26 protein-coding genes are annotated in these 21,165 nt (G+C 67.6%); 5 read left to right on the top strand and 21 right to left on the bottom strand.

Annotation, left to right across the window (positions count from 1 at the left end):
- Positions 1–164: 164 nt before the first annotated feature.
- The gene (locus tag L2D01_02545; protein WBQ10667.1) at positions 165–848 is read left to right on the top strand and encodes a response regulator transcription factor; all 684 of its coding nucleotides are present in this window, start codon (positions 165–167) and stop codon (positions 846–848) included.
- A gap of 19 nt (positions 849–867) precedes the next feature.
- On the opposite strand, the gene L2D01_02540 is transcribed toward L2D01_02545, so the two are convergent.
- Complete coding sequence (locus tag L2D01_02540) at positions 868–1,473, bottom strand: class I SAM-dependent methyltransferase (GenBank protein WBQ10666.1); 606 nt, start codon at positions 1,471–1,473, stop codon at positions 868–870.
- A 180-nt stretch (positions 1,474–1,653) separates the two neighbouring features.
- Here L2D01_02540 and L2D01_02535 point away from each other — a divergent pair, with 180 nt between their 5' ends.
- Positions 1,654–2,193, top strand: a complete 540-nt coding sequence (locus tag L2D01_02535; protein ID WBQ10665.1) for a class I SAM-dependent methyltransferase — start codon at positions 1,654–1,656, stop codon at positions 2,191–2,193.
- 48 nt (positions 2,194–2,241) lie between these two features.
- Here the strand turns inward: L2D01_02535 and L2D01_02530 are convergent, their stop codons facing one another.
- From L2D01_02530 to L2D01_02510, 5 genes are all read right to left on the bottom strand, one after another.
- The gene (locus tag L2D01_02530; protein ID WBQ10664.1) at positions 2,242–3,747 is read right to left on the bottom strand and encodes a CoA-acylating methylmalonate-semialdehyde dehydrogenase; all 1,506 of its coding nucleotides are present in this window, start codon (positions 3,745–3,747) and stop codon (positions 2,242–2,244) included.
- 117 nt (positions 3,748–3,864) lie between these two features.
- On the bottom strand, positions 3,865–4,215 hold the full coding sequence (locus L2D01_02525; GenBank protein ID WBQ10663.1) for a hypothetical protein: 351 nt from the start codon (positions 4,213–4,215) through the stop codon (positions 3,865–3,867).
- Between the two features lie 75 nt (positions 4,216–4,290).
- Positions 4,291–5,013 (bottom strand): arsenical resistance protein ArsH, encoded by a 723-nt coding sequence (gene arsH, locus L2D01_02520; protein WBQ10662.1) that lies wholly within the window; start codon positions 5,011–5,013, stop codon positions 4,291–4,293.
- A gap of 5 nt (positions 5,014–5,018) precedes the next feature.
- On the bottom strand, positions 5,019–6,089 hold the full coding sequence (gene arsB / locus L2D01_02515; protein ID WBQ10661.1) for an ACR3 family arsenite efflux transporter: 1,071 nt from the start codon (positions 6,087–6,089) through the stop codon (positions 5,019–5,021).
- Positions 6,086–6,568 (bottom strand): arsenate reductase ArsC, encoded by a 483-nt coding sequence (locus L2D01_02510; GenBank protein ID WBQ10660.1) that lies wholly within the window; start codon positions 6,566–6,568, stop codon positions 6,086–6,088. The genes arsB and L2D01_02510 overlap by 4 nt, the downstream gene beginning before the upstream one ends.
- A 98-nt stretch (positions 6,569–6,666) precedes the next feature.
- Between L2D01_02510 and L2D01_02505 the strand changes: the two genes are divergently transcribed.
- Positions 6,667–7,017 (top strand): ArsR family transcriptional regulator, encoded by a 351-nt coding sequence (locus tag L2D01_02505; protein ID WBQ10659.1) that lies wholly within the window; start codon positions 6,667–6,669, stop codon positions 7,015–7,017.
- A gap of 6 nt (positions 7,018–7,023) precedes the next feature.
- Here L2D01_02505 and L2D01_02500 read toward each other — a convergent pair whose 3' ends face one another.
- Complete coding sequence (locus L2D01_02500; GenBank protein WBQ10658.1) at positions 7,024–7,683, bottom strand: hypothetical protein; 660 nt, start codon at positions 7,681–7,683, stop codon at positions 7,024–7,026.
- Positions 7,683–8,642, bottom strand: a complete 960-nt coding sequence (locus L2D01_02495) for a hypothetical protein (protein WBQ10657.1) — start codon at positions 8,640–8,642, stop codon at positions 7,683–7,685. Before L2D01_02495 ends, L2D01_02500 begins: the two co-directional genes overlap by 1 nt.
- 253 nt (positions 8,643–8,895) lie before the next feature.
- Between L2D01_02495 and L2D01_02490 the strand changes: the two genes are divergently transcribed.
- Positions 8,896–9,381, top strand: a complete 486-nt coding sequence (locus tag L2D01_02490) for an Hsp20 family protein (protein WBQ10656.1) — start codon at positions 8,896–8,898, stop codon at positions 9,379–9,381.
- A 141-nt stretch (positions 9,382–9,522) separates the two neighbouring features.
- Here the strand turns inward: L2D01_02490 and L2D01_02485 are convergent, their stop codons facing one another.
- The 6 genes from L2D01_02485 to L2D01_02460 form a co-directional block, all read right to left on the bottom strand.
- Entirely contained in the window at positions 9,523–9,819 is a 297-nt protein-coding gene (locus L2D01_02485; GenBank protein WBQ10655.1) for an aspartate decarboxylase, read from the bottom strand.
- Between the two features lie 93 nt (positions 9,820–9,912).
- Positions 9,913–11,058: a PLP-dependent aspartate aminotransferase family protein gene (locus tag L2D01_02480; GenBank protein WBQ10654.1), complete on the bottom strand. Its 1,146-nt coding sequence runs from the start codon at positions 11,056–11,058 to the stop codon at positions 9,913–9,915.
- Positions 11,055–11,972, bottom strand: coding sequence for an alpha/beta fold hydrolase (locus tag L2D01_02475; protein WBQ10653.1), 918 nt, complete (start codon positions 11,970–11,972; stop codon positions 11,055–11,057). The genes L2D01_02480 and L2D01_02475 overlap by 4 nt, the downstream gene beginning before the upstream one ends.
- Positions 11,969–12,997, bottom strand: coding sequence for a hypothetical protein (locus L2D01_02470; GenBank protein ID WBQ10652.1), 1,029 nt, complete (start codon positions 12,995–12,997; stop codon positions 11,969–11,971). Before L2D01_02470 ends, L2D01_02475 begins: the two co-directional genes overlap by 4 nt.
- Before the next feature lie 210 nt (positions 12,998–13,207).
- Positions 13,208–14,203: a putative sulfate exporter family transporter gene (locus tag L2D01_02465; GenBank protein ID WBQ10651.1), complete on the bottom strand. Its 996-nt coding sequence runs from the start codon at positions 14,201–14,203 to the stop codon at positions 13,208–13,210.
- Between the two features lie 40 nt (positions 14,204–14,243).
- Positions 14,244–14,510 (bottom strand): DUF6356 family protein, encoded by a 267-nt coding sequence (locus L2D01_02460; protein ID WBQ10650.1) that lies wholly within the window; start codon positions 14,508–14,510, stop codon positions 14,244–14,246.
- 113 nt (positions 14,511–14,623) lie between these two features.
- On the opposite strand from L2D01_02460, the gene L2D01_02455 reads away from it, so the two are divergent.
- Positions 14,624–15,097, top strand: coding sequence for an Lrp/AsnC family transcriptional regulator (locus tag L2D01_02455; protein ID WBQ10649.1), 474 nt, complete (start codon positions 14,624–14,626; stop codon positions 15,095–15,097).
- A 13-nt stretch (positions 15,098–15,110) separates the two neighbouring features.
- Here the strand turns inward: L2D01_02455 and L2D01_02450 are convergent.
- The 7 genes from L2D01_02450 to L2D01_02420 form a co-directional block, all read right to left on the bottom strand.
- Positions 15,111–15,877, bottom strand: a protein-coding gene (locus L2D01_02450) for an IS5 family transposase (GenBank protein ID WBQ10648.1) whose coding sequence is annotated in 2 segments (ribosomal slippage) — positions 15,111–15,568 and positions 15,568–15,877 — 768 coding nt in all. Because the reading frame shifts where the segments join, the coding sequence is not laid out codon by codon here.
- A 71-nt stretch (positions 15,878–15,948) separates the two neighbouring features.
- The gene (locus L2D01_02445; protein ID WBQ10647.1) at positions 15,949–17,355 is read right to left on the bottom strand and encodes an NAD(P)(+) transhydrogenase (Re/Si-specific) subunit beta; all 1,407 of its coding nucleotides are present in this window, start codon (positions 17,353–17,355) and stop codon (positions 15,949–15,951) included.
- Positions 17,356–17,389: 34 nt separating this feature from the next.
- Positions 17,390–18,136 carry a hypothetical protein gene (locus tag L2D01_02440; protein WBQ10646.1) on the bottom strand — a complete coding sequence of 249 codons (747 nt, stop codon included), beginning with the start codon at positions 18,134–18,136 and terminating at the stop codon, positions 17,390–17,392.
- On the bottom strand, positions 18,136–18,468 hold the full coding sequence (locus tag L2D01_02435; GenBank protein WBQ10645.1) for an NAD(P) transhydrogenase subunit alpha: 333 nt from the start codon (positions 18,466–18,468) through the stop codon (positions 18,136–18,138). Before L2D01_02435 ends, L2D01_02440 begins: the two co-directional genes overlap by 1 nt.
- Before the next feature lie 115 nt (positions 18,469–18,583).
- A complete protein-coding gene (locus L2D01_02430) occupies positions 18,584–19,717 on the bottom strand; it encodes a Re/Si-specific NAD(P)(+) transhydrogenase subunit alpha (GenBank protein ID WBQ10644.1) in 1,134 nt (377 codons plus the stop codon).
- Positions 19,718–19,808: 91 nt separating this feature from the next.
- The gene (locus tag L2D01_02425; GenBank protein ID WBQ10643.1) at positions 19,809–20,105 is read right to left on the bottom strand and encodes an aa3-type cytochrome c oxidase subunit IV; all 297 of its coding nucleotides are present in this window, start codon (positions 20,103–20,105) and stop codon (positions 19,809–19,811) included.
- 113 nt (positions 20,106–20,218) lie between these two features.
- Positions 20,219–21,151, bottom strand: a complete 933-nt coding sequence (locus L2D01_02420) for an alpha/beta hydrolase (GenBank protein ID WBQ10642.1) — start codon at positions 21,149–21,151, stop codon at positions 20,219–20,221.
- Positions 21,152–21,165: the final 14 nt, after the last annotated feature.

Raw genomic sequence — 21,165 nt, 5'->3', positions numbered from 1 at the left:
GCGCGCGGTGCGCCGCCATCACGCAAAGTTTGACACCGCTCACCCATGCGTCAATCGCCCCGCGCCGCGCCTTGCGGTAGTGAGCCGCCGACCGCCCGCGCTTGCGCCGGGCGGCGGAACAGGCAAGGCTGGCGGCTTAATCGTCCGGCCAGGGAGCGCCCGCCATGACGACCCACACCATTCTTCTGGTCGATGACGACGATTTGCTGCGTGAGGCGCTGGCCGAACAGTTTGGCTTTGAGGACGGGTTCGCCGTCCTGACCGCCGACGGGGCCAGGCCCGGCATGGAGCTGGCCAGATCCGAGCCGGTGGACCTGATCATCCTGGATGTCGGCCTGCCGGATATGGACGGGCGGGAGGCCTGCCGCCACTTGCGCAAGGCCGGGATAACCACGCCGATCATTCTTCTGACGGCTCAGTCCGGCGACGCTGATCACGTGCTGGGATTGCGCTCAGGCGCCGATGATTTTCTGGCCAAGCCGATCTCCTTCGTGGTGCTGCTCGAACGGGTGAACACCCAGCTCAAACGCCATCAGGCCAGCGAGGATGCGGTGCTGCCGCTGGGTCCCTACCGCTTCAAGCCGGCGATGAAGCTGCTGCTCACAACCGAGGACAAGAAGATTCGCCTGACCGAGAAAGAGACCAGCATTCTCAGATACTTGTACCGCGCCAGCGGCAAGCCTGTGGCGCGCGAGGAGCTGCTGGACCAGGTCTGGGGCTATCACCGCGAGGCCAATACCCACACGCTGGAAACCCATGTCTACCGCCTGCGCCAGAAGATCGAACCCGACCCCCAGCACGCCCGCCTGCTGATCACCGAAACCGGCGGCTACCGCCTGCAGATCTAGGGACTTAAGGCGCTCAGCCTCAGCCCCCATGGCGGATCAATATGGCCATCTGGCTGGCGCCGCCAATATCTGGATCGACGCCCCCCATGTCCTGAAAGCCTGCGCCATAACCGGCCCGGCGCGCCACGCGCCGCGCCCAGTCGCGAAACTGCGCCCGGCTCCATTCAAACCGGTGTTCGGGATGGCGAAAGCGGTGGGCGGGCACGCCCAGCCGCGCATTGTATTCGGCGTTGGGCGTGGTGAGAATCAGCGCGGGCGGGCGCGCCTCGTGCAGGATGCGCCGCTCCAGCCGGCCGAGCTCGGCGGGCGCCAGATGCTCGATGACCTCCACCATGACCACGCAGTCCGCCGCACCGATCCAGCGCCCGGCTTCGATCAGCGTATCATGGCGCAAGGTGACGCGCGCCTGCGCGTCCGGTCCCGCTTCAGCCAGGCGCGCCGCCAGCGCGTCCAGCCGCGCACGGCTGATTTCCACGCCGGTGATGTGGTCGATGGTCTCATCCTGCGCCAGACGGATCAGAAAATCGCCATCGCCGCAGCCCAGATCGGCGATGCGCCGCGCGCCCAGCGCCCGCAGGGCGTCGTGCACAGCGTCAAGGCGTTCAGCGTGCAAGGGCGTGGGCATGGGCGGCTTCCGTTCAGCGCGGCGGGGTCTATAACACGCGCCATGCCCCCGCCCGCACCCTCAGAAACAGCCATCGGGGCCACCCCGCCCTGCCCGGTCTGCCGCACGCCGGAGCCTGCGCCCTTCGCCCGAGTGGACGGGACGGATTACTGGCGCTGTACGGCGTGCCAAGCAATTTTCATGGATGCGCGCCATCACCTGCCGCGCGAGGCCGAGCACGCCCAATACCGCCTGCACCGGAACCACCCTGATGATCCGGGCTATCGCAATTTCCTGTCAAAAATGGCGGACCCGCTCATGGCGCGGCTCAAGCCTGGATCAAGCGGGCTGGATTATGGCTGCGGGCCGGGACCGGCGCTGGCGGCCATGCTCAGCGAAGCCGGGCACGCCATGGCGCTATACGATCCGCTCTTCGCGCCAGGCCGCGCCGTGCTGGACGCGCGCTATGACTTTGTCACCTGCACCGAAACCGCCGAGCATTTCCACGATCCCTGGACCGAGTTCGAAACCCTCGCCGGCCTCCTGAGACCCGGCGGCTGGCTGGCCGTTATGACCAGCTTTCAAACCGACGAGACAGCCTTCGCCCGCTGGCACTACCGCCTCGATCCCACCCATGTGGTCTTCTATAGCGAGGCCACGCTGCGCCATGTCGCGGCGCGTCTGGGCCTGGAGATAGATGTTCCGGGCAAGGACGTGGCGCTGATGAGGAAGCGGGTATGAGGCTCAGGCGCGTGAACACGCCTGCCAGCCTCCTACCCGCACGCACCCCTACCCCATCGTCGGAATGACAAACGCCTGATCCGTCACTTCGCCGGTGGGCCAGCGCTGGGTGACGGTCTTGATCTTGGTGAAGAAGCGCACCCCTTCCATGCCATGCTGGTTGGTGTCGCCAAAGGCAGACCGCTTCCAGCCGCCAAAGGTATGATAGGCCACCGGCACCGGGATCGGCACGTTCACGCCCACCATGCCCACATTGACCTTGGAGGCGAACTCGCGCGCCGCCAGCCCATTGCGGGTGAAGATCGCCACGCCATTGCCATAGGGGTGCTCGCTGGGCAGGCGCGCGGCTTCTTCCAGATCCTGCGCGCGCACGATCTGCAGCACGGGGCCGAAAATCTCTTCCTGATAGGAGCGCATATCCGCACGCACCTTGTCGAACAGGCTCGGCCCGATGAAGAAGCCGTTCTCATAGCCCTGCAAGGCAAAGCCGCGCCCGTCCACGATGAGCTCGGCGCCCTCGTCCACGCCCATCTGGATATAGCTTTCCACCCGCGCCTTGTGGGCGGCGGAGACCACCGGACCATAGGCCGCATCGGGATCGGTGGAAGCGCCAGGGACCAGCTTCTCGATCTCGGGCAGGAGTTTCCTGATCAGCGCATCGGCGGTCTTGTCGCCCACCGGCACCGCCACAGGCAGGGCCATGCAGCGCTCGCCGGCCGAGCCGAACGCGGCGCCGATGAGGTCGCGCGCCACCTGGTCAAGATCAGCGTCGGGCAGGATGACGGCGTGGTTCTTGGCGCCGCCCATGGCCTGCACGCGCTTGCCGTTCTGCGCGCCGGTCACATAGACGTACTGGGCGATGTCGGACGATCCCACAAAGCTCACCGCCTTGATGTCAGGGTGGTGCAGGATGGCGTCCACCGCTTCCTTGTCACCGTGGACGACGTTGAGGATGCCATCAGGCAGGCCCGCCTCGGTCATCAGCTCGGCCAGGCGCAGCGGCACGCTGGGGTCTTTTTCCGACGGCTTGAGGATGAAGGCGTTGCCGCAGGCGATGGCCACGCCGAACATCCACATCGGGATCATGGCGGGGAAGTTGAACGGGGTGATGCCCGCGGCCACGCCCAGCGGCTGGCGCATGGAATACACATCGATGCCGGGACCGGCGCCTTCAGTGTACTCGCCCTTCATCAGGTGCGGCACGCCGCAGGCGAACTCGATCACTTCCAGTCCGCGCTGGATATCGCCCTTGGCGTCAGCGACCACCTTGCCGTGCTCGGTGGCCAGCAAATGCGCCAGGTCATCGATCTCGCGCTCCATCAGCTCCTTGAAGCGGAACAGGACGCGCGCGCGCTTTTGCGGATTGGTGGCGGCCCAGGCCGGCTGGGCGGCTTTGGCGGCAGCCACGGCCTCGCCCAGCTCTGCGGCGCTGGCCAGCCCGACGCGCGCCTGCACCGCGCCGGTATTGGGGTCGAACACATCGCCGTGACGGCCCGACGTCCCGGCGAGGCGCTGGCCGTTGATGTAGTGGGGAATTTCGCGGGGGCCGGACATGGGGCTTCCTCCTTGCGCCGCCTCTGGCGGGCGGCGTCTTTTGTTTTGTTCGATGATTATCCGGGCCGGTTTAGCCGCTGGCGCCGCGTCTTGTCGAGGCTGGGCGCGCGCGTGCGCTCAGCGGCGCGACAGCTGCGCCTGCGCCCCGCTGGCGGTCTCGCCCGCCCAGCCGCGCAGCTCGTCCGGGGCGGCAGTCATCAGCACGCCGCCCATACCATCAAACAGGGTCAGCACGCTGTCTTCTGTGTTGAGGCGCCAGAACGCCGCCTCATCGAGCCCCGCCGGGCAATCTGGGAAGGCCATCGCAAGGCCGGCGGCGCCATCGACGGTGACCAACGATCCTTCCGGCGCAGCGCTCGGCGCATCCAGCACGACGCGGCACACCCGCTCTTCAAGGCGCAGCTCATAGGATCCGGGCGCTTCGGCAGTGGACAGAAGGGCGGCGGAGGCGAAGGCGGCGAGGATCATGGGGTGCTCCCAAGGCTGGAGCGCGATGCTAGTGCGCGACATGCCCCGGTGTCGAGGCGTGAGGGACGCCGCGCCTCACAAAGCCTGCTGATTCACCCGGGCCATCAGCGCCTCGGCCGTTTCCTTCCGTTCGGAATACCGGTCCACGAGATAATCGGCGCAGTCGCGGGTCAGGAGCGTGAATTTCATGAGCTCCTCCATCACATCGGCGATCCGGTCATAATAGGGCGAGGGACGCATGCGTCCATCCGGCCCGAATTCCTGCCAGGCCTTGGCGATGGAGGACTGGTTGGGAATGGTGATCAGCCGCATCCAGCGGCCAAGTACGCGCAGCTGATTGACAGCGTTGAAGCTCTGCGACCCGCCACAGACCTGCATCACCGCGAGCGTCTTGCCTTGCGTGGGCCGCACCGCGCCCAGCGAAAGCGGGATCCAGTCGATCTGGGATTTCATGACGCCTGTCATGGCGCCGTGGCGCTCCGGGCTCGACCACACCATGCCCTCGCACCAGGTCACCAGCTCGCGCAGCTCGGCCACCTTGGGATGGCTGGCCTCGGCGCCGTCGGGCAGGGGCAGTCCCGACGGATTGAAGAAGCGCGTCTCCGCGCCCAGCCGCTCCAGAATACGCGCCGCTTCCTCCGCCGCCAGACGGCTGTAGGACACCTCCCTGAGCGATCCGTAGAGCAGGAGGATGCGCGGGCGGTGGGTGGCGCGCACGGGCGGGAACAGCCGGTCCGGTTCGGGCGTGCGGAAGCTGTCCTCGTCCATTTGCGGCGTATCGTTTGGATCAGCGGTCATGGACTTCACGCCTCCGGGAAGAAGCGCCGCGTGCGGTTGGCCAGCGCCACCAGCGACAGCATCACCGGCACCTCCACCAGCACGCCCACCACAGTGGCGAGCGCCGCGCCGGAATTGACCCCGAACATGACGATGGCCACCGCCACGGCGAGCTCGAAGAAGTTCGATGTGCCGATCAGCGCGCAGGGCGCCGCGATCCGATGCGGCGTCTTCCACGCCCAGGCCGCCGCATAGGCGATGGCGAAGATACCATAGGCCTGAATGAGCAGCGGCGCCGCGATCATGGCGATGACCAGCGGGCGTTCCAGGATCACATCGCCCTGAAAGCCGAACAGCAAAACCACCGTCGCGATCAGCCCGATGACTGAGGCCGGTTTGACGCGGGACGTGAAAGCCGCGACTCGCGACTCGCCGTCCGGCCTGGCCAGCCCGCGCGTCAGCCACAGCCGCGTCGCGATGCCGGCGGCCAGCGGGATCACCACATACAGCACCGTCGACAGAATCAGCGTGTCCCACGGCACGGCGATATCGGTGACCCCCAGCAGGATCGCCACCAGCGGCGCGAAGGCGAACACCATGATGACGTCATTGGCCGCCACCTGCACCAGCGTGTAATTCGGGTCGCCTTTGGTGAGCTGGGACCACACGAACACCATGGCGGTGCATGGCGCGGCGCCCAAAAGGATCAGCCCGGCAATGTATTGTGTTGCGTCTTCGGGCTCGATGAAGGGTGCAAAGACAAACTCGAAGAACACCACCGCCAGAGCCGCCATGGAAAAAGGCTTGATCAACCAGTTTACGACGAGGGTGATGACCAACCCCTTGGGCTTGTCGCTCACCCGGGCGAGGCTGGTGAAGTCCACGCTGATCATCATCGGGTAGACCATGGCCCAGATCAGGACCGCCACGGGCAGGTTCACCGAGGCGTATTCCAGCCCCGCCAGCCCATTGAACGCGCCGGGAAACACATAGCCCAGACCAACCCCGGCCAGAATCGCCAGCGCCACCCAGACAGAGAGCCATTTTTCAAACAGGCCGATCCCGGCGGCGGGCTTGTCCCGGGTGATATCGGTCATGAACAGGCCTCATGGGCGGCTTTGAGGGCGGCGCTCAGCCCTTTGGGATCGTGCGGGCCGGCGTCCGAGGCCAGCACATGCCGGACGCGCGCGTCCAGCGCCGCATACGTCGCCTCGAACGCCGCGCGGCAGGCGTCGGGATCATCGATATGGGCGGGGTCGGGCAGGCCCCAGTGGGCGCGGGCCGGCGCGCCGGGCCAGACCGGGCAGGGTTCGCTGGCCGCCGAATCGCACACCGTGATCACCGCGTCCATGACCGGCGCGCCCGGCGCCTCGAACTCGTCCCAGCGCTTGGAGCGAAAGCGCGTGATGTCATGACCGTGGCGCGCCAGCGTGGCCAGCGCTTCAGGGTGCGGCGCGCCCTTTGGATTGGACCCGGCGGAGAAGGCGGTGACGCGCCCCTTCCCCAGCGCAGCGAACAACGCCTCGCCCAGGATCGACCGCGCCGAATTACCCGTGCACAGGATCAGAATGTTCATCGCATGCCCCGCCATCAAACCGGTTTTGCCGCCCGTGAGTGGCCGTGATACGATCCTTACTTCAACATTTCAAGAGATATTGAAATGAGAGGCAGCACATGATCGCAGACACGCTCGCAACGGCCCAGGACGCCCTCACCGGCCAGGCCTCGGCGCGGCTGGGCGCGCTGGCGCATGAGACGCGGCTGACCGTGTTTCGCGCCCTCATGCGCGCCGGGCCGGAGGGACTGGCGGCGGGGGCGCTGGCCGGGTCGGCACAGGTCAGCGCGTCCAATTTGTCATCCCATCTGAACGTCCTGCTGGGCGCCGGGCTGGTGACGGTGCGCCGGGACGGACGTCAGCGTATCTATGCGCCCGATCTCGAGGCCGTGCGCGAGCTTCTGGGCTTTCTGGTCAATGAGTGCTGCCAGGGCGCGCCGGAAGTGTGCGGCGGCCTGGTGAAGTGCTGAACCAAACTAGTTCGCCACGATGATGCGCACGGCGTCCGGGGCGCGCCCGAACCGGATTGTCTGCACGCCGCGCAGTTCGCGCGCGCCAGGGTCAAGCTGGATCACGCGCTCGAACACGCTTGTCAGCTCTTCCTCGCGCCCGTCGGGAAAGACCGCGAAGGCGTCGGGCGAAGGTCCGTCGAACACGAAGTCAATGCGGCGGGGCCGCGGCGCGATCAGAGCGCGCAAACCAAGTGCGCGGCGCATGGCGGCCCGGGTCTGGGCCAGCGCCGCCTGGAGATAGGCAAGTTCATAAGTTTGCGACGGCGCACCGGTCAGGGCAAATTGCACATTCACCGCAACGCCGCCCTGGGGCGCGTCGGTCGCCAGCAAAAGGCCGGCCGCCAGCCGGTCCGGCGCGGGCGGCGCCACGGCGCCGTCCGGGCCCGGCTCCAGCGCACGCCAGTCCTCGCCCTCCAGCCCCGTCCAGAAGCGCCGCGCCTGCCCGTCCGGACCGGGCTGCGCACGCAGCTCATAGCGCAGGGTGAAGGCGTCGCGTTCGTCCTCCGGCAAAGCGTTGTATTCGCCCCAGAAGGCAAAGATACGTTCGGCCGGAATTGTGCGGGCCTCGGGCGCCGGAAGATCTGCGCCCGCCAGCGCCAGCGCAGCCAGAAGGGCGGCGAACATCAGTCGGTCTCCGGCTTGCGGAACAGCAGCGTCATCCGGTCCGATTCCCCGATCGCCTCGTATGGTGCGCGGTCAAAGGACGGGTCGGGCGGCTCGCCCAACGGCGAGGTGCGGCTCACCGGCGGCAGGGTCCAGACCCCGAACGGGTGATCAGCCGTGTCGGCCGGATTGGCGTTGATCTCGCTGGCGCCGACCAGCTCGAATCCCGCCTCCACGGCGAGCGCAATGACATAGTCTTCCTGCACATAGCCCGACGCCGCACGAGGGTCCTGCACCCGGTTGGCGGGCAGGCGGTGCTCCACCACGCCCAGCAGTCCGCCGGGCCTCAGCGCCTCGAACATGGCCTCATAGGCGGTCTCGACAAAACCGCCCGCCATCCAGTTATGGGTGTTGCGGAAGGTCACGATGGCGTCGGCGGCGCCGGGCTCGAACCGTGTGAAGCCTTCCGGCCCGAAAGCGGTCAGGGTGAGGTCGCCGAAGGCGGGCTGTTCAAACCGCGCCGCGAACCGCTCGCGCAGGGCCAGTGCGCCCGCATCGTCCGGCTCCACTGCTGTCCAGGCCGCCACATAGGTTCCGCCATGGGCCGCAATCCAGGGCGCCAGAATATCGGTGTACCAGCCACCGCCCGGCCAGATCTCAACGATGGTGGATGACGGATCGAGGGTGAAAAATTCCAGCGTGTCAGCGGGATTGCGCGCCGCATCGCGCGCGCGCGCCGCCGCATCACGCCAGGGCGCCGCGGTGACATCGCCCAGCCGGGTGAAGTCCAGCGCTTCGGCAGGCTCCGATCCGGGCGTGTCCTGCGGCGCGGTTTCAGACCCGTCGGACGCCGCGTCCGAAGCCGCATCATCTGCAGGCGGCGCGTCGGGATCGGGCGCCCCGCCGCCGCATGCAGCGAGCCAGAGGCTGAAACCGGCGCAGAGCGCCAGGGCGGACAGGGGGCGGGCGGACCGGATCATCAGGCAACTCCGTTGCGGCCAGGGTCACAAGTCATGGCCAAACCACGTCGGTCCGGCAAGTGGCGGGGCGCCTCTTGCAGAGCGCAGAATCGATTCCCACATCGGTCTCGTCGGGCAGCCAGACGGGGCCTGACAGAACGACGGCCCTGACGTCCGGCGCTGCTCAGGCAGGCCCGACAGGGGGCGAACAGAAACTGCAAAGGGCGCTCTTCCACACCGGGAGCGCGCCAGATCGCTTCGAAGGAGGATCACGATGCGTACTGTAGACTTCACCCCGCTTTACCGGACCATTGTCGGTTTTGACCGGCTGGCCGACATGATCGACACCGCCGCCAAGCAGGAGACCGGTGTCGCCTACCCGCCCTACAATATCGAGCAGGTCAGCGAGCACGAATACCTGATCGAGCTCGCTGTGGCGGGCTTTGCGGAAAACGACATTGATGTCGAGGTTCAGGAGAACGTCCTGTCCGTGGCCGGCAAGCGCGCCGTCAACGATACTCAGGAGGCGCGCAATTTCCTGCACCGCGGCATCGCGGAACGCTCGTTCGAACGGCGCTTCCACCTGGCTGACCATATCCAGGTCCGCGATGCGCGCCTTGAGAACGGGCTGCTGACCATCCGGCTCGAACGCGAAGTGCCCGAGGCCATGAAGCCGCGCCGGATCGAGGTCAATGGCCGCACCGATGGCCGGACCGGCGCCAAGCTGCTCTCCGGCGCAAAGAAGGCGTCCGCCGCCTGATTGCACGGATGAGCCACGGACCGGCCGGGCGCGATTCCCTCCCCCCAAGCCCGCGCCCGGCCGGGTCCGGTATCTGAAGATGTGTTCCCCCGACTGACCCTGCGCGCCGCTTCCCACGGCGCGCCGGTTGTCGTTCAGGCGTCAGCTCTTGGGATGGGTGTCGCGCCATTGCTCCATGGACTGGGAGATGGCGAAGGTCTCGCGGTATTTCGGGCTGCCGGCGGGGCGCGGGGCGCGGTCGCGGGTCAGCTCCATGATTTCGGCCAGCTTGTTGTGCGCCGCGCCAGACTGCCCCGCGCCGATATAGGCGTGCAGCTCCACCAGCGCGCTCGACAGGGCGTCATGGGCGCGGATGACGAAATAGGGCTCGTCCTCGGCCAGATCGGGATAGCAGTCATACTGGGACGGATTGGCTTTCGAGCCGATTGGGGCGGCCATGGCGAGAATCTCCCTGATGTGCGTGCAACACTGCGCGACAGAACACTAGCGGGCTTCGCGCCTGCACGGGACCCGGTTTCGCAGGAAATCTGACTAGAGCGCGCTGAGCGCCGCGTCGAGATCAGCCCACAAATCCTCCACATCCTCCAGCCCCACCGACAGGCGCACCAGACCGTCACCGACGCCAGCCTGCGCGCGCGCCTGCGGGCTCATTGCCGCATGGGTCATCAGGGCCGGGATGGACACCAGCGATTCAACCCCGCCCAGCGACTGGGCGAGGGTGAAGAGGGCGAGTTTCTGCGTGAGCGTCCGCGCGGCGTCCGTTCCCGCGTGGAGTTCGAAACTCAGAAGCGGTCCGTACCCGTCCTGCTGGCGCGAGGCGATCGCGTGGCCGGGATGGTCCGTGAGGCCGGGATAATCCACCCGCGCCACAGACCGGTGCGCGGCCAGCCGCACGGCGATGTCTCCAGCGCTCTGCGACTGCACCCGCGCGCGCACCGGCAGGGTCCGCAAACCCCGAAGGGCCAGGAACGCATCAAACGCCGCCCCGCCCGTACCGGCGGCATTGGCCCACCAGGCCAGGCGTTCTGCAAGCGCGCCATCGCGCGTGCACACCACGCCGCCCACCATATCCGAATGACCATTGATCAGCTTGGTGATGGAGGCGAGCGACACGTCTGCGCCATGTTCCAGGGGCCGCTGCAGCACCGGCGACAGGACGGTATTGTCCACTACGCTCAATGCGCCCGCCTCGCGCGCCAGCGTACACGCGGCGGCCAGATCGGTCAGGCGCAGGCGCGGATTGGACGGGGTCTCGAAGAATGCCAGCGCCGCGCCGGGCGCCAGCGCGCGGGCCAGCGCCGCCGGATCGGTGCAATCGGCATAGACCAGATCAAACCCGCGCTGCGCCGTGCGCGCATCGAACAGGCGCCGCGTGCCGCCATAGCAATCATGGGCGCACACGATGCGCGCGCCATTGGGAAGGTCGTTGAGAATGAGATCGATGGCCGCCATGCCCGACGCGGTGACCACCGCGCCCGCTGCGCCTTCCAGATCGGCGATGGCGCGCGCCAGCAGGTCCCGGCCCGGATGGGCGGTGCGGGCATAGTCGAAGGGCCCGGGCACAGCCGGATCGTCCCGGCGATAGGCCGCCGACAGGCTGACCGGCGCCACCACCGCGCCCTCAACCGGATCGGCATTGATGCCCGCGCGCGCCGCCCGTGTGCGGATGCGGCTCATGACCGCCCTGCCAGGAAGGCGTTGACCGCCTCGACCTCTTTGAGGAAACCGTCATGGCCATACAGGCTGTCAATACGGATGACGCTGGCGCGCGGGGCGCGGGCGGCGGTGGCCGCCACATCTTCGGGCGGCACCAGCCGGTCGGAATTGATCGCGAGGAAGCGCAGCGGAACCGCGATGGTCTCCATGGCGATGTCCACGGCGTCCATTGACTGGGACAGCACGAGGAACCGCTCCGGCTCCGTCACCGCCGCATAGCGCGCGCCACAGGCGGCCAGATAGGATTCTGTTTCAGCGGGGCTGGCGAACCGGCCTACGAACTCCTCCGGCGTGCGATAGGTGGTCATGGCCAGACGCCGGGCCAGATCCAGCGCCTGCGCGCCGCGCCCGGTCTCCAGGCCCAGATGCACGATCTCGCGCTGGATGGAGCGCCAGGCTGCGGCCATGGGATGAGGCCGCGCCGCAGCGCACAGAATATCCGCCCGCACGACCCGGTGCGGCGCCGAGGAAGCAATGGCCAGCGCGATCATGCCGCCATAACTCGCCCCGGCCAGCGCGAAACGCTCGATTCCGGCGGCGTCGGCGAGGGCCAGTACGGCGTCCGCCTGGTCCTCCACGCTGGGGAAGGGCCGCGCCTCGCTGCCGAGAAAATCAAGGCTCAGGAACCGCCCACGGCGCGGGTCCAGCGCCCCGCCGGGCCCCGCCACGCCGGGCCACCAGCCCGCGCCATCCGCATCCGCAAGAAGCCTGCGCCCGGCGGAGATGCCGCCCAGCACCACAGTGACCGGTCCGTCCGGCGCGCCTGCAACGCGTCCCGCCGCCTCGTACCAGGCGCCGCTGCGGGCCGCGAAGCCGCACACGATGTCCTCCACCGGCCAGGACGCCGGCTGGGTCTGCCTTGCCAGAGCCGTCATGCACATACCGATGCGATCAGCCGGTGCACATCGCCCAGCATGCTGGCCGCCGTGGGCGCCCGCCCGGCGCCCTTGCCCGCGACGATCACCTGTGCGCCGCGTTCGGGGCTGAGCACCACGCAATTGCCTTCGTCGCGCGTGCGCGCCAGCGCGTCGGCCTCGTCCAGCGCTTCAATCCGCACGCATGCGCGCACCCGGCTGCCCACGCGCTCCAGCAGCGCCACCTGACGCAGGCGGCGCGACTGGCGCCGGGCGCTGGCCGCAGCGCTGGCGGGGAGATGAGAGATGGATTCGCGCGTCACCGAGGCCGGGTCCAGGCTGACGCCCCAGGCTTCACGGGCGATCAGCACCAGTTTGTTGGCCGCGTCCAGCCCGTCCAGATCGGCGCTGGGGTCGGCTTCGGCGAATCCCGCCGCCTGAGCCGCCGCCACGGCGCTTTCCAGGCTCTCTCCCCTCTGCAACCGGTCGAGCACGAAATTGGATGTGCCATTGAGCACGCCGCGCACACGAGCGATCCCGGCGCCGGACGCGGCCAGCCGCGCCACTGTCTCCAGCACCGGCGCGCCGCCGCCGACGGCGGCGGAGTGGGCGAAGACAAGGCCCGACGCTCGCGCCTCGCGGATCAGGTCGGGCCGGCGTGCGGCCACATCCTTGTTGGCGCTGATCACGTGGCAGCCTTGCGCCACCGCGCGGGCGAGAAGCGCCTCAGCCTCGGCTCCGCCCGGCAGGGCCTCGATCACCAGATCGGGCCGGGTGGCGAACACAGCGTCCGCATCGGTGAATACCGGCGCCGGGTAAGCGCCCTCAGGACGTCCGGTGCGCGCCAGAATGGCGGTGAGGATCAGGGGTTCGGGCAGATTATCAATGACCCCGCCGCCCGCCACGCCGCATCCCAGCACCACCGTGCGCAGGGGCCGGACGGCCCGGCGCGCCGCGAGACGCGCTTCCAGTGTGACGGGGACGGCCATCGCGGACGTGTCAGCGTAAGTCTGGACGGGCTTCGGGGTGGTGAGTAAGGCGGGCATATCGGTCTCCGGTCACAGCTGGCGCTTGAGCGCACGGGCGGGAACAGGAGGCAGCGTCTGGGCGCACGCACGCCCCGGTCAGGGCGTGTGAACCACTCAGTCGCTTCGCTTTAGCTGCACTTGTTCCGCGCCCGCAAGCTGAAGCTCAAATCGGCGCGTCAACAAATATAAAGATATGCTTATGTCGTGTCCAGAGCCAAAATGACCCGCTCACAAAAACAGCGCGGCGCCTGTGAATGTGGTCCCGAGCAGGATCAGGGAGGCCAGCGCGCACAGGGCCAGAGGACGCCAGCCCGCCTGCGTGATCCGGCGCGGATCAATCGCCAGACCCAGCGCCGCCAGCGCCGCACAGAACAAGAGCGAGGCGAGCCAGGCGCTGGCCGCAATAAGCTCCGGCGCAAGGGGCGCCTGCCAGGCCACCAGCGCCGCCACTGCGAATCCGGTGACGAACCAGGGCGGCAGAAGCCGGCCGAGCCCCGTCGAACCCGGCGCCCCGCCCGGCGCCAGCAGCATCAGCACCGGCGCCAGCATGGCCACACGGATGAGCTTGGCGCTGACGCCGGCCGCGCCCGCCTCTTCGCCCATGGCCGAAGCCGCGCCGGTGGCGTGGGCGAGCTCGTGCAGCGATGCTCCCGCCCAGACCCCGCCGGCCAGCGCGCTGAGCCCTGCTGCGTGAGCGATCACGGGGATGGCGACCATGGCGAGGCCTCCCATCAGGGTGATGGCCGCCAGCGTGGTGGTGATGGTTTCCTGCCTGGCCTTGAGCGCCGCGCCCGCCGCCAGCGCCGCCGACGCGCCGCAAATGGAGACGCCGGCGGCCATCACCCGCGCCATGTCCCGGTCCACGCCCATGAGGCGCGCGAGGCCCAGCGTCGCGGTGAACCCGATGGCCACGGCCGCCACCGCCAGTGCGGCGCCCGACCAGCCAATGGCCGCGATGTCGTGACTGCCCAGGCGCAGGCCCAGCAGCACCACCGCCGCCTTGAGCACAGGACCATAGGCCGTAGCGAGACCACGCTCGATCACAGCCGGCGCGCCGCGCAAGACCGCCCGCAGGGCCATGCCCGCCAGCAGCGCCAGCGCCGGGGCGCCCAGCCAGGCCGGGGTCACGCCGGAAACGGCAAGGGCAGCGCCCGCCAGCACCAGCGCAACCGCCAGGCCGGGAAGCAGAGGGAGCGCGGCGCGCGGCCGCCAGAGAAAGATCACGATGGAACTCGATTCACGCGGGCCGAAACGGCCGCCAGAGTCAGGCTTCGCCCTCGCGCCGGACCGTTCCGGGCGCGCCGGTGGCCGGGGCCGCGTGGCGCTGATCGCGATGGGTCACCATGCGCCGGTGCAATTCCTCGATACAACGCGAGCCTGACTTCACGAACAGGAAGGGGAAGAGGCCGTGGACCAGGCAGGCGAACCCGGCGCCGATCATGGCGAAGCCGAAGGACGAGGCCTGGGCCAGATGCGCGCCATAGCTCTCGCCCACAGAGGCGGGGTGTTCGGTGAAGGCGCGCTTGATCATGGCGGTCAGGTCCTGTCCGGAGCGATGATGCTTGGAAGGATGGCGCAGTTCGCGTAGAAAAGGCGTCCAAAATCATGCGCTCAGTGATCCGGATATAGGAGATTATTCTACTCATGGCCGCGAAACTGGATTCCATTGACCGCAAGATCCTGCACTGGCTGCAACAGGATGCCGATTTGCCCATCGCCGAGCTGGCCGAACGGGTCGGCCTGTCCCAGACGCCGTGCTGGCGCCGGGTCAAGCGGCTCACGGAAAGCGGCGTCATCCTGCGCAAGGTCGCATTGGCCGATCCGCGGGCGCTGGGGCTGAAGCTGGTCGCCTTCATCGCTGTGAAGACCAATCAGCACAATGACCGTTGGCTGGAGCGCTTTGCGCGCGGCGTGTCCGGCCTCGGCCATGTGCTGGAGTTTCACCGCATGAGCGGAGAGACCGACTACCTCATCAAGGTGGCGGCGCGCGACATGGAGCACTTCGACGCGATCTACAAAGAGCTGATCCAGATCGCCGATCTCAACGACGTCTCCAGCCATTTCTCCATGGAGACGATCAAGATGAGCACAGCTTATCCGGTGCTGGACGGCGCATGAGCGCGGCCTGCGCCTAGGTCGTGGACTCATAAGCTCTGATCCAGAGTCTTGCTGATGCGAGTGCGATGGCGGCCAGGAAGTTTCTGGCCAGCTTTTCGAATCGTGTGGCGCATCGTCTGAAGTGCTTGAGTTTGCAGAAGTAGCGCTCGACGAGATTGCGTTGGCGATAGATGTGCGGCGCGACCGATCGCTGGACCTTGCAGTTTTTCTGGGTCGGGATGTGAGCTGTGGCGCCCATGGCTTCGATCTGCTCCACAAGGGCGCGGGCGTCGTAGCCGCGGTCGGCCACCACATGGCGGGCGCGGCGCAGGGTGGATATCAGCTCGGCGCCGGCGCTCTTGTCACCAGCCTGGCCTTGAGACAGGGCCAGGCGGATGGGCAGACCCTGATCGTCCACGATGGCGTGGATCTTGGTGCTCAGTCCCCCGCGAGAGAGACCGATGGCGTGATCCGGACCCCCTTTTTTCCGCCTGCGGCGTGCTGGTGGGCGCGGATGATGGAGCTGTCGATAAAGGTCATCGACTCTGGAGACTGGTCGGCCAGAGCATTGAAAACACTCACCCATACCCCCGCCTTGGCCCACCGGTTGAAGCGGTTGTAGACCGTCGTGTACGGGCCGTAGCGCTCCGGCAGATCGCGCCAGGGCGATCCCGTCCGCAATATATAGAAAATCCCGTTCAGCACACGCCGGTCGTCCGTGCGCGGCACACCGCGCGGCTTGTTCGGCAGGAGCGGCGCGATGATCGACCACTCCGCATCACTCAAATCAAATCGGGCCATGACCAAACTCCCTTCAAGGAGCTTGAATCACGACCCAGCTGATTTGGGAATCCCGTTTATGGGTACAGAACCTAGTCCAGCGACTTGACGATGGTCTCGGTCATCTTCTTGGCGTCGCCCAGCAGCATCAGCGTGTTGTCGCGGAAGAAGAGCGGGTTCTCGATGCCGGCATAGCCCGACCCCATGGACCGCTTGACGAACATCACCGTGCGCGCTTTCCACACCTGCAGCACAGGCATGCCGTAGATCGGGCTGGTGGGATCGTCCTCGGCGGCCGGGTTGGTCACGTCATTGGCGCCGATCACGAAGGCCACGTCCGCGGTGGCGAACTCGGCATTGATGTCTTCCAGCTCGAACACCTCGTCATAGGGCGCCTGGGCTTCGGCCAGCAGCACGTTCATGTGGCCTGGCATGCGGCCGGCCACCGGGTGGATCGCATAGGCGATATCCACGCCTTCGGCTTTGAGCGTATCGGCCATTTCCTTCAGGGCATGCTGGGCCTGCGCCACCGCCATGCCATAGCCCGGCACGATGATGACCTTGCTGGCGTTTTTCATGATGAAGGCGGCGTCCTCGGCAGAGCCCATCTTCACGGCGCGGTCCACCTGGCCGTGAGCGCCGGCGGAGGCCGCATCGGCGCCGAACCCGCCCAGGATGACCGAGATGAAGGACCGGTTCATGCCCTTGCACATGATGTAGGACAGGATGGCGCCCGACGAGCCCACCAGCGCGCCAGTGATCAGAAGCGCCGTGTTCTCCAGCGTGAAGCCCAACGCGGCCGCCGCCCAGCCCGAATAGGAGTTGAGCATGGACACCACCACCGGCATGTCCGCGCCGCCGATGGGAATGATCAGCAGCACGCCCAGCACCAGAGCGAGGAGCGTGATGATCCAGAACGCGGTCTTGTTGTCCCCGCCGCTGGCGGTGAGGAACACGATGAAGACCGCCGCCGCGATGCCGAGGCCGAGATTGAGCCAGTGCTGGCCCTTGAACACGATGGGGGCGCCGCTCATCAGGCCTTGTAGTTTCATGAAGGCGATGACCGAGCCGGAAAAGGTGATGGCGCCGATGGCGACGCCGATCGCCAGCTCCACCAGCGACAAGGCCTTGAGCCCGCCGCCCGGCGCGGAAATCCCGAACGCCTCCGGCTCGTACAGGGCCGCGGCTGCCACCAGAACGGCGGTCAGACCCACCAGCGAGTGGAAGCCCGCCACCAGCTGGGGCATGTCGGTCATGGCGATGCGCCGCGCGATCACTGCGCCGATGCCGCCGCCGATGATCACCGCGCCCAGGATCAGGATGATGCCAAGGCCGGTCAGATCGACCACGATCAGCGTCGTGCCCACCGCCACGGCCATGCCGGCCATGCCGAGATAATTGCCCTGACGCGAGGTCTCGGGGCTCGACAGGCCGCGCAGGGCCATGATGAACAGGATCCCGGAGACGAGATACAGGAGGGCGGCGAAATCTGCGGACATGAACAGAGCCTCGTGGCGGGACGGTCGGTGCGGCTTAAAACGCGCCGCTGGTGGTGATCATCATTAGGCGGCGTTCGGCCTGGCCGGCGAGCGTGATCGTCGCCCCGCCGCCTGACGTCTCGGTGATGCGAAGCGCCAAGCCGGCCAGCGAACACAGACCGGGATGGTCATCAAGGGGCTCGCAAGTCATGGGATCGGACAGACGCTGGCCTTCCACGAAGAGGTGGAATCGGGCCTTGCCGCGCCGCCACCGGTCGAAGGTCCAGTGCCCGTCAACCGAGCCGAAGGCCGCCGGCGACGCGCGCTCGAATGCAACGCTGGGAATGCCGGCAAGGCCGTGGAGAAGCGACGGAATGACCTGGGTGGCGAAGCCGTTATGTTCGGTGACGTATCCGCCATCGAACGTGCCATTGTCGTCGAAATCGCGATAGCATTGCACGGTGCGGTTGGGCGCCGCGACATCAATACGCTGGCAGTATGCAAAACCGGTCTGCAGGCGCACGCCGTATAACAAATCTCCCGCCGCAGCGCCGGGCAGCGGACCGGGGCGCGGCCGCTCGGGCGCGTCCTCGGTCATGCGCGCCACATAGCGCGGCGTCAGGCGCTCGTTAAATACCCGCTCGCCACGCGCAACGGTGATCGGCTCAAAAGCCTCCATGGGCTCGAGTATGAGCGGAACGGCGCCGTGCTCGGCGCGCGGGACCATCTGGGCCTGCGCTGCGCCCTCGGCGCACAGGAAGGCGGTGGCCGCCGCGATCACGCCGCTGGACTGAGCGCGCATCAGGACTCACCCTTGGCCGGTTTGGCGGGGCGCTCCTTCTTCTTGTACATCGCCAGCATCCGCTGGGTGACGAGGAAGCCGCCAAAGATATTGATGCTGGCCAGCAGCACGCCCAGCACGCCGAGGCCCTTGGCGAATTGCGCGCCTTCGCTGGCGGCGGCCGCGGCGGCCGCAATCAGGGCGCCGACAATGATCACCGAGGAGATGGCGTTGGTCACGCTCATGAGCGGGGTGTGCAGGGCCGGGGTCACCGACCAGACCACGTAATAGCCCACGAACACGGCGAGCACGAAAATCGCCAGGCGGAAAACATTCGGATCAACTGCGTCCATGTCAGGCTCCGTGAGGCGGCGTGCGGGGCTTAGCCCGCGATGATGGCGGCGGCGGCGAATGCGCTGAGCGTGACGATGGCCGTCACGGCGATGGCGAGCTGGATGATGCGGCGTTTCATGAGCCGTCTCCTTTGAGGGTGGGATGGACGATCTCGCCATCCCGGGTCAGGGCCATGCCCTTGATGATGTCATCGTCCCAGTGGGGGCTGAGCGCGCCGTCTTCGGCGCGCAGAAGCGGGAAGAGATTGACCAGGTTGCGCGCCAGCAGGTTCGAGGAATCGGCCGCCAGGCGCGAAGGCAGATCGCCATAGCCGGCGATCTTCACCCCGTTATGGACAACCATCTCGCCCGATTTCGTCAGCTCGCAATTGCCGCCATTGGCCGCGGCGATGTCGATGATCACCGAGCCCGGCTTCATGGTCTCGACCATGGCCTTGGTCAGCAGGCGCGGCGCCGGGCGCCCCGGGATCAGCGCGGTGGTGATGATCACGTCCTGCTTGAGGATGTGCGCTGCGACGAGCTCGGCCTGCTTGGCCTTGTAGTCGTCGCTCATTTCCTTGGCGTAACCGCCGGCAGTCTCGGCGGCCTTGAACTCTTCATCCTCGACCGCGACGAATTTGGCGCCCAGCGAGGCCACCTGCTCTTTGGCGGCGGGGCGCACGTCGGTGGCGGTCACAATGGCGCCCAGGCGCCGGGCCGTGGCGATGGCCTGCAAGCCGGCGACGCCCACGCCCATCACGAAGACGCGCGCAGCGGCGATGGTGCCCGCCGCCGTCATCATCATCGGGAAGGCGCGGCCATAGAGCGTGGCGGCTTCCACCACGGCGCGGTAGCCGGCGAGGTTGGACTGGGACGACAGCGCGTCCATGGACTGGGCGCGCGTGATGCGCGGGGTAAATTCCATGGCCAGCGCATTGACGCCCGCCTTGGCGCAGGACCCGGCGAAGTCCACCGCGCCATGGGGCTCGAACAGCCCGACCATCACGGCGCCCTTCTTCAGGCCCTTGATCACGGCGGCATCGGGCCGGCGCACACAGAACAGGGCGTCCGCCGCCTTCACCACATCACCGCGCGCGCTCACGGCGGCGCCAGCGGCTTCATAGGCGGCGTCGGCGAAATCGGCGCGGGCGCCCGCGCCGGATTCCACCAGCACCTCGGCGCCGGTTTTGACCAGCGCTTTCACGCTGTCAGGCGTGGCGGCGACCCGGGTCTCGCCCGGATAAGTTTCGGCAAGGATGGCGATTCGCATGCAAATCCCTTGAGCGGCGCGGCTTTAACCTGTGTCCAGCATGCGCGACTCGGCTGGAAAGGCAATGGGTTTCTGGCCCGGCGCGGTCGCGTCAGGCGCTGGCGAGCAGCAGGGTGATCCCGCCCGCCATCAGGGCGATCACTGTCAGCACGCCCAGGAACGCCCAGTAGCGCGGGCCCTGCTTGAGCATGAACCCGGCAAGACCGCCCGCAATCAGAGACACAATCAGGGCGCTGATCCAGTTCGTGCCGGCCCCGAACACCAGGGTCAGATACAGCACGATCAGACCCAGCAGGACCGAGATGAACACCGACACCTTCATGACGGCGCCGTAGGTCGCCTTGTGATGGGAAATGTCCATCTGACCGCGGGTGTAGTCTTCAGCCATCGTCTCGATCCTTGTCTGGAAAGGCTCCGGAGCGCTCGCTCCTGCATGGGGCGCCTCTAGCATGACCGGGCGCCCCCGCCAAGGCGGCAAGCGCCGCAGGGGCATGCGACCCGTCAGCCTGATTTACGCGGCGCCCACCCCTCGACGAGGGCATCGAGCGCGGACACCACTGCAAGCGGGTCATCCAGGATCAGGTGATGGCGCGCGCGCGGCACGGTGATGAAGGGCGAGCGGGTGAAGACCGAGCGCATATAGGCCCAGGTCTCTGTGTTCATGAGGTCGGAGCGTTCGCCCCGGATGAAGGCCAGCGGGCAGCCCAGCGCCGCCGCCGCGGCTTCAGGATCGCGCCGCTGATAGGTGAGCTTGGCCCACAGATCGGGATCAAACCACCAGGTCCAGCCGCCCTCGGCTTCACGCAGCGAACCGCGCGCCACATGGTCCACCAGCCACACATTGTCGCACGGCTGGGCCGGTAGCAGTCGGAAGCGCGCCAGCGCGGCGGCGAGATCAGTATAGACCCGCCCGCCCCGGCGCGGCGGCGAACCTTCGCGCTGCTTTTCCGGTTTGCGGATCGGGCTGTCCAGGATCACCGCAGCGCGCAGGTCCGCGCCAAACTCCTTAGCGGCCTGCAGCGTCACGAACCCGCCGAATGAATGGCCCACGAAAATGGGCTTGCCGTTCTCGAACGCGCCGGCGTCTTCAGCCGCCGCGCGCATGTCGGCGGCGTGGTCGGTCATGGTGTAGACCTCGCGCCAGCCGCTTTGCCCCATGCCGGCGAGATCCGGCGCGATCACCCGGCGCCCTGGCGCAGCCAGGAACGGGCCCAGCGCATCCCACCAGCCCTTGTGCGCCGTACCGCCATGGATCAGCACCAGCGCCGGATCGCCGCGCTTGCCCCACGCCTTCCACACCAGACGCACGCCGTCCCGCTCGACGGCCCCCGTCTCGAAAGGCGCCGCCAGCGCGTCGGCAAACCAGTCCGGCGCAGGCACAGGCTTGCCGGCGAATTGCGCCAGCGGCGGAGGCAGGGGGGCAGGGTCGGTCATGAAGGGGGCATCCA

This window comes from Hyphomonadaceae bacterium ML37, from assembly GCA_027627685.1.
Classification (GTDB): Bacteria; Pseudomonadota; Alphaproteobacteria; order Caulobacterales; family Maricaulaceae; genus Oceanicaulis.
Note: the sequence above shows the minus strand (reverse complement) of the source record. Positions and strands in the feature narration are given on the sequence as shown.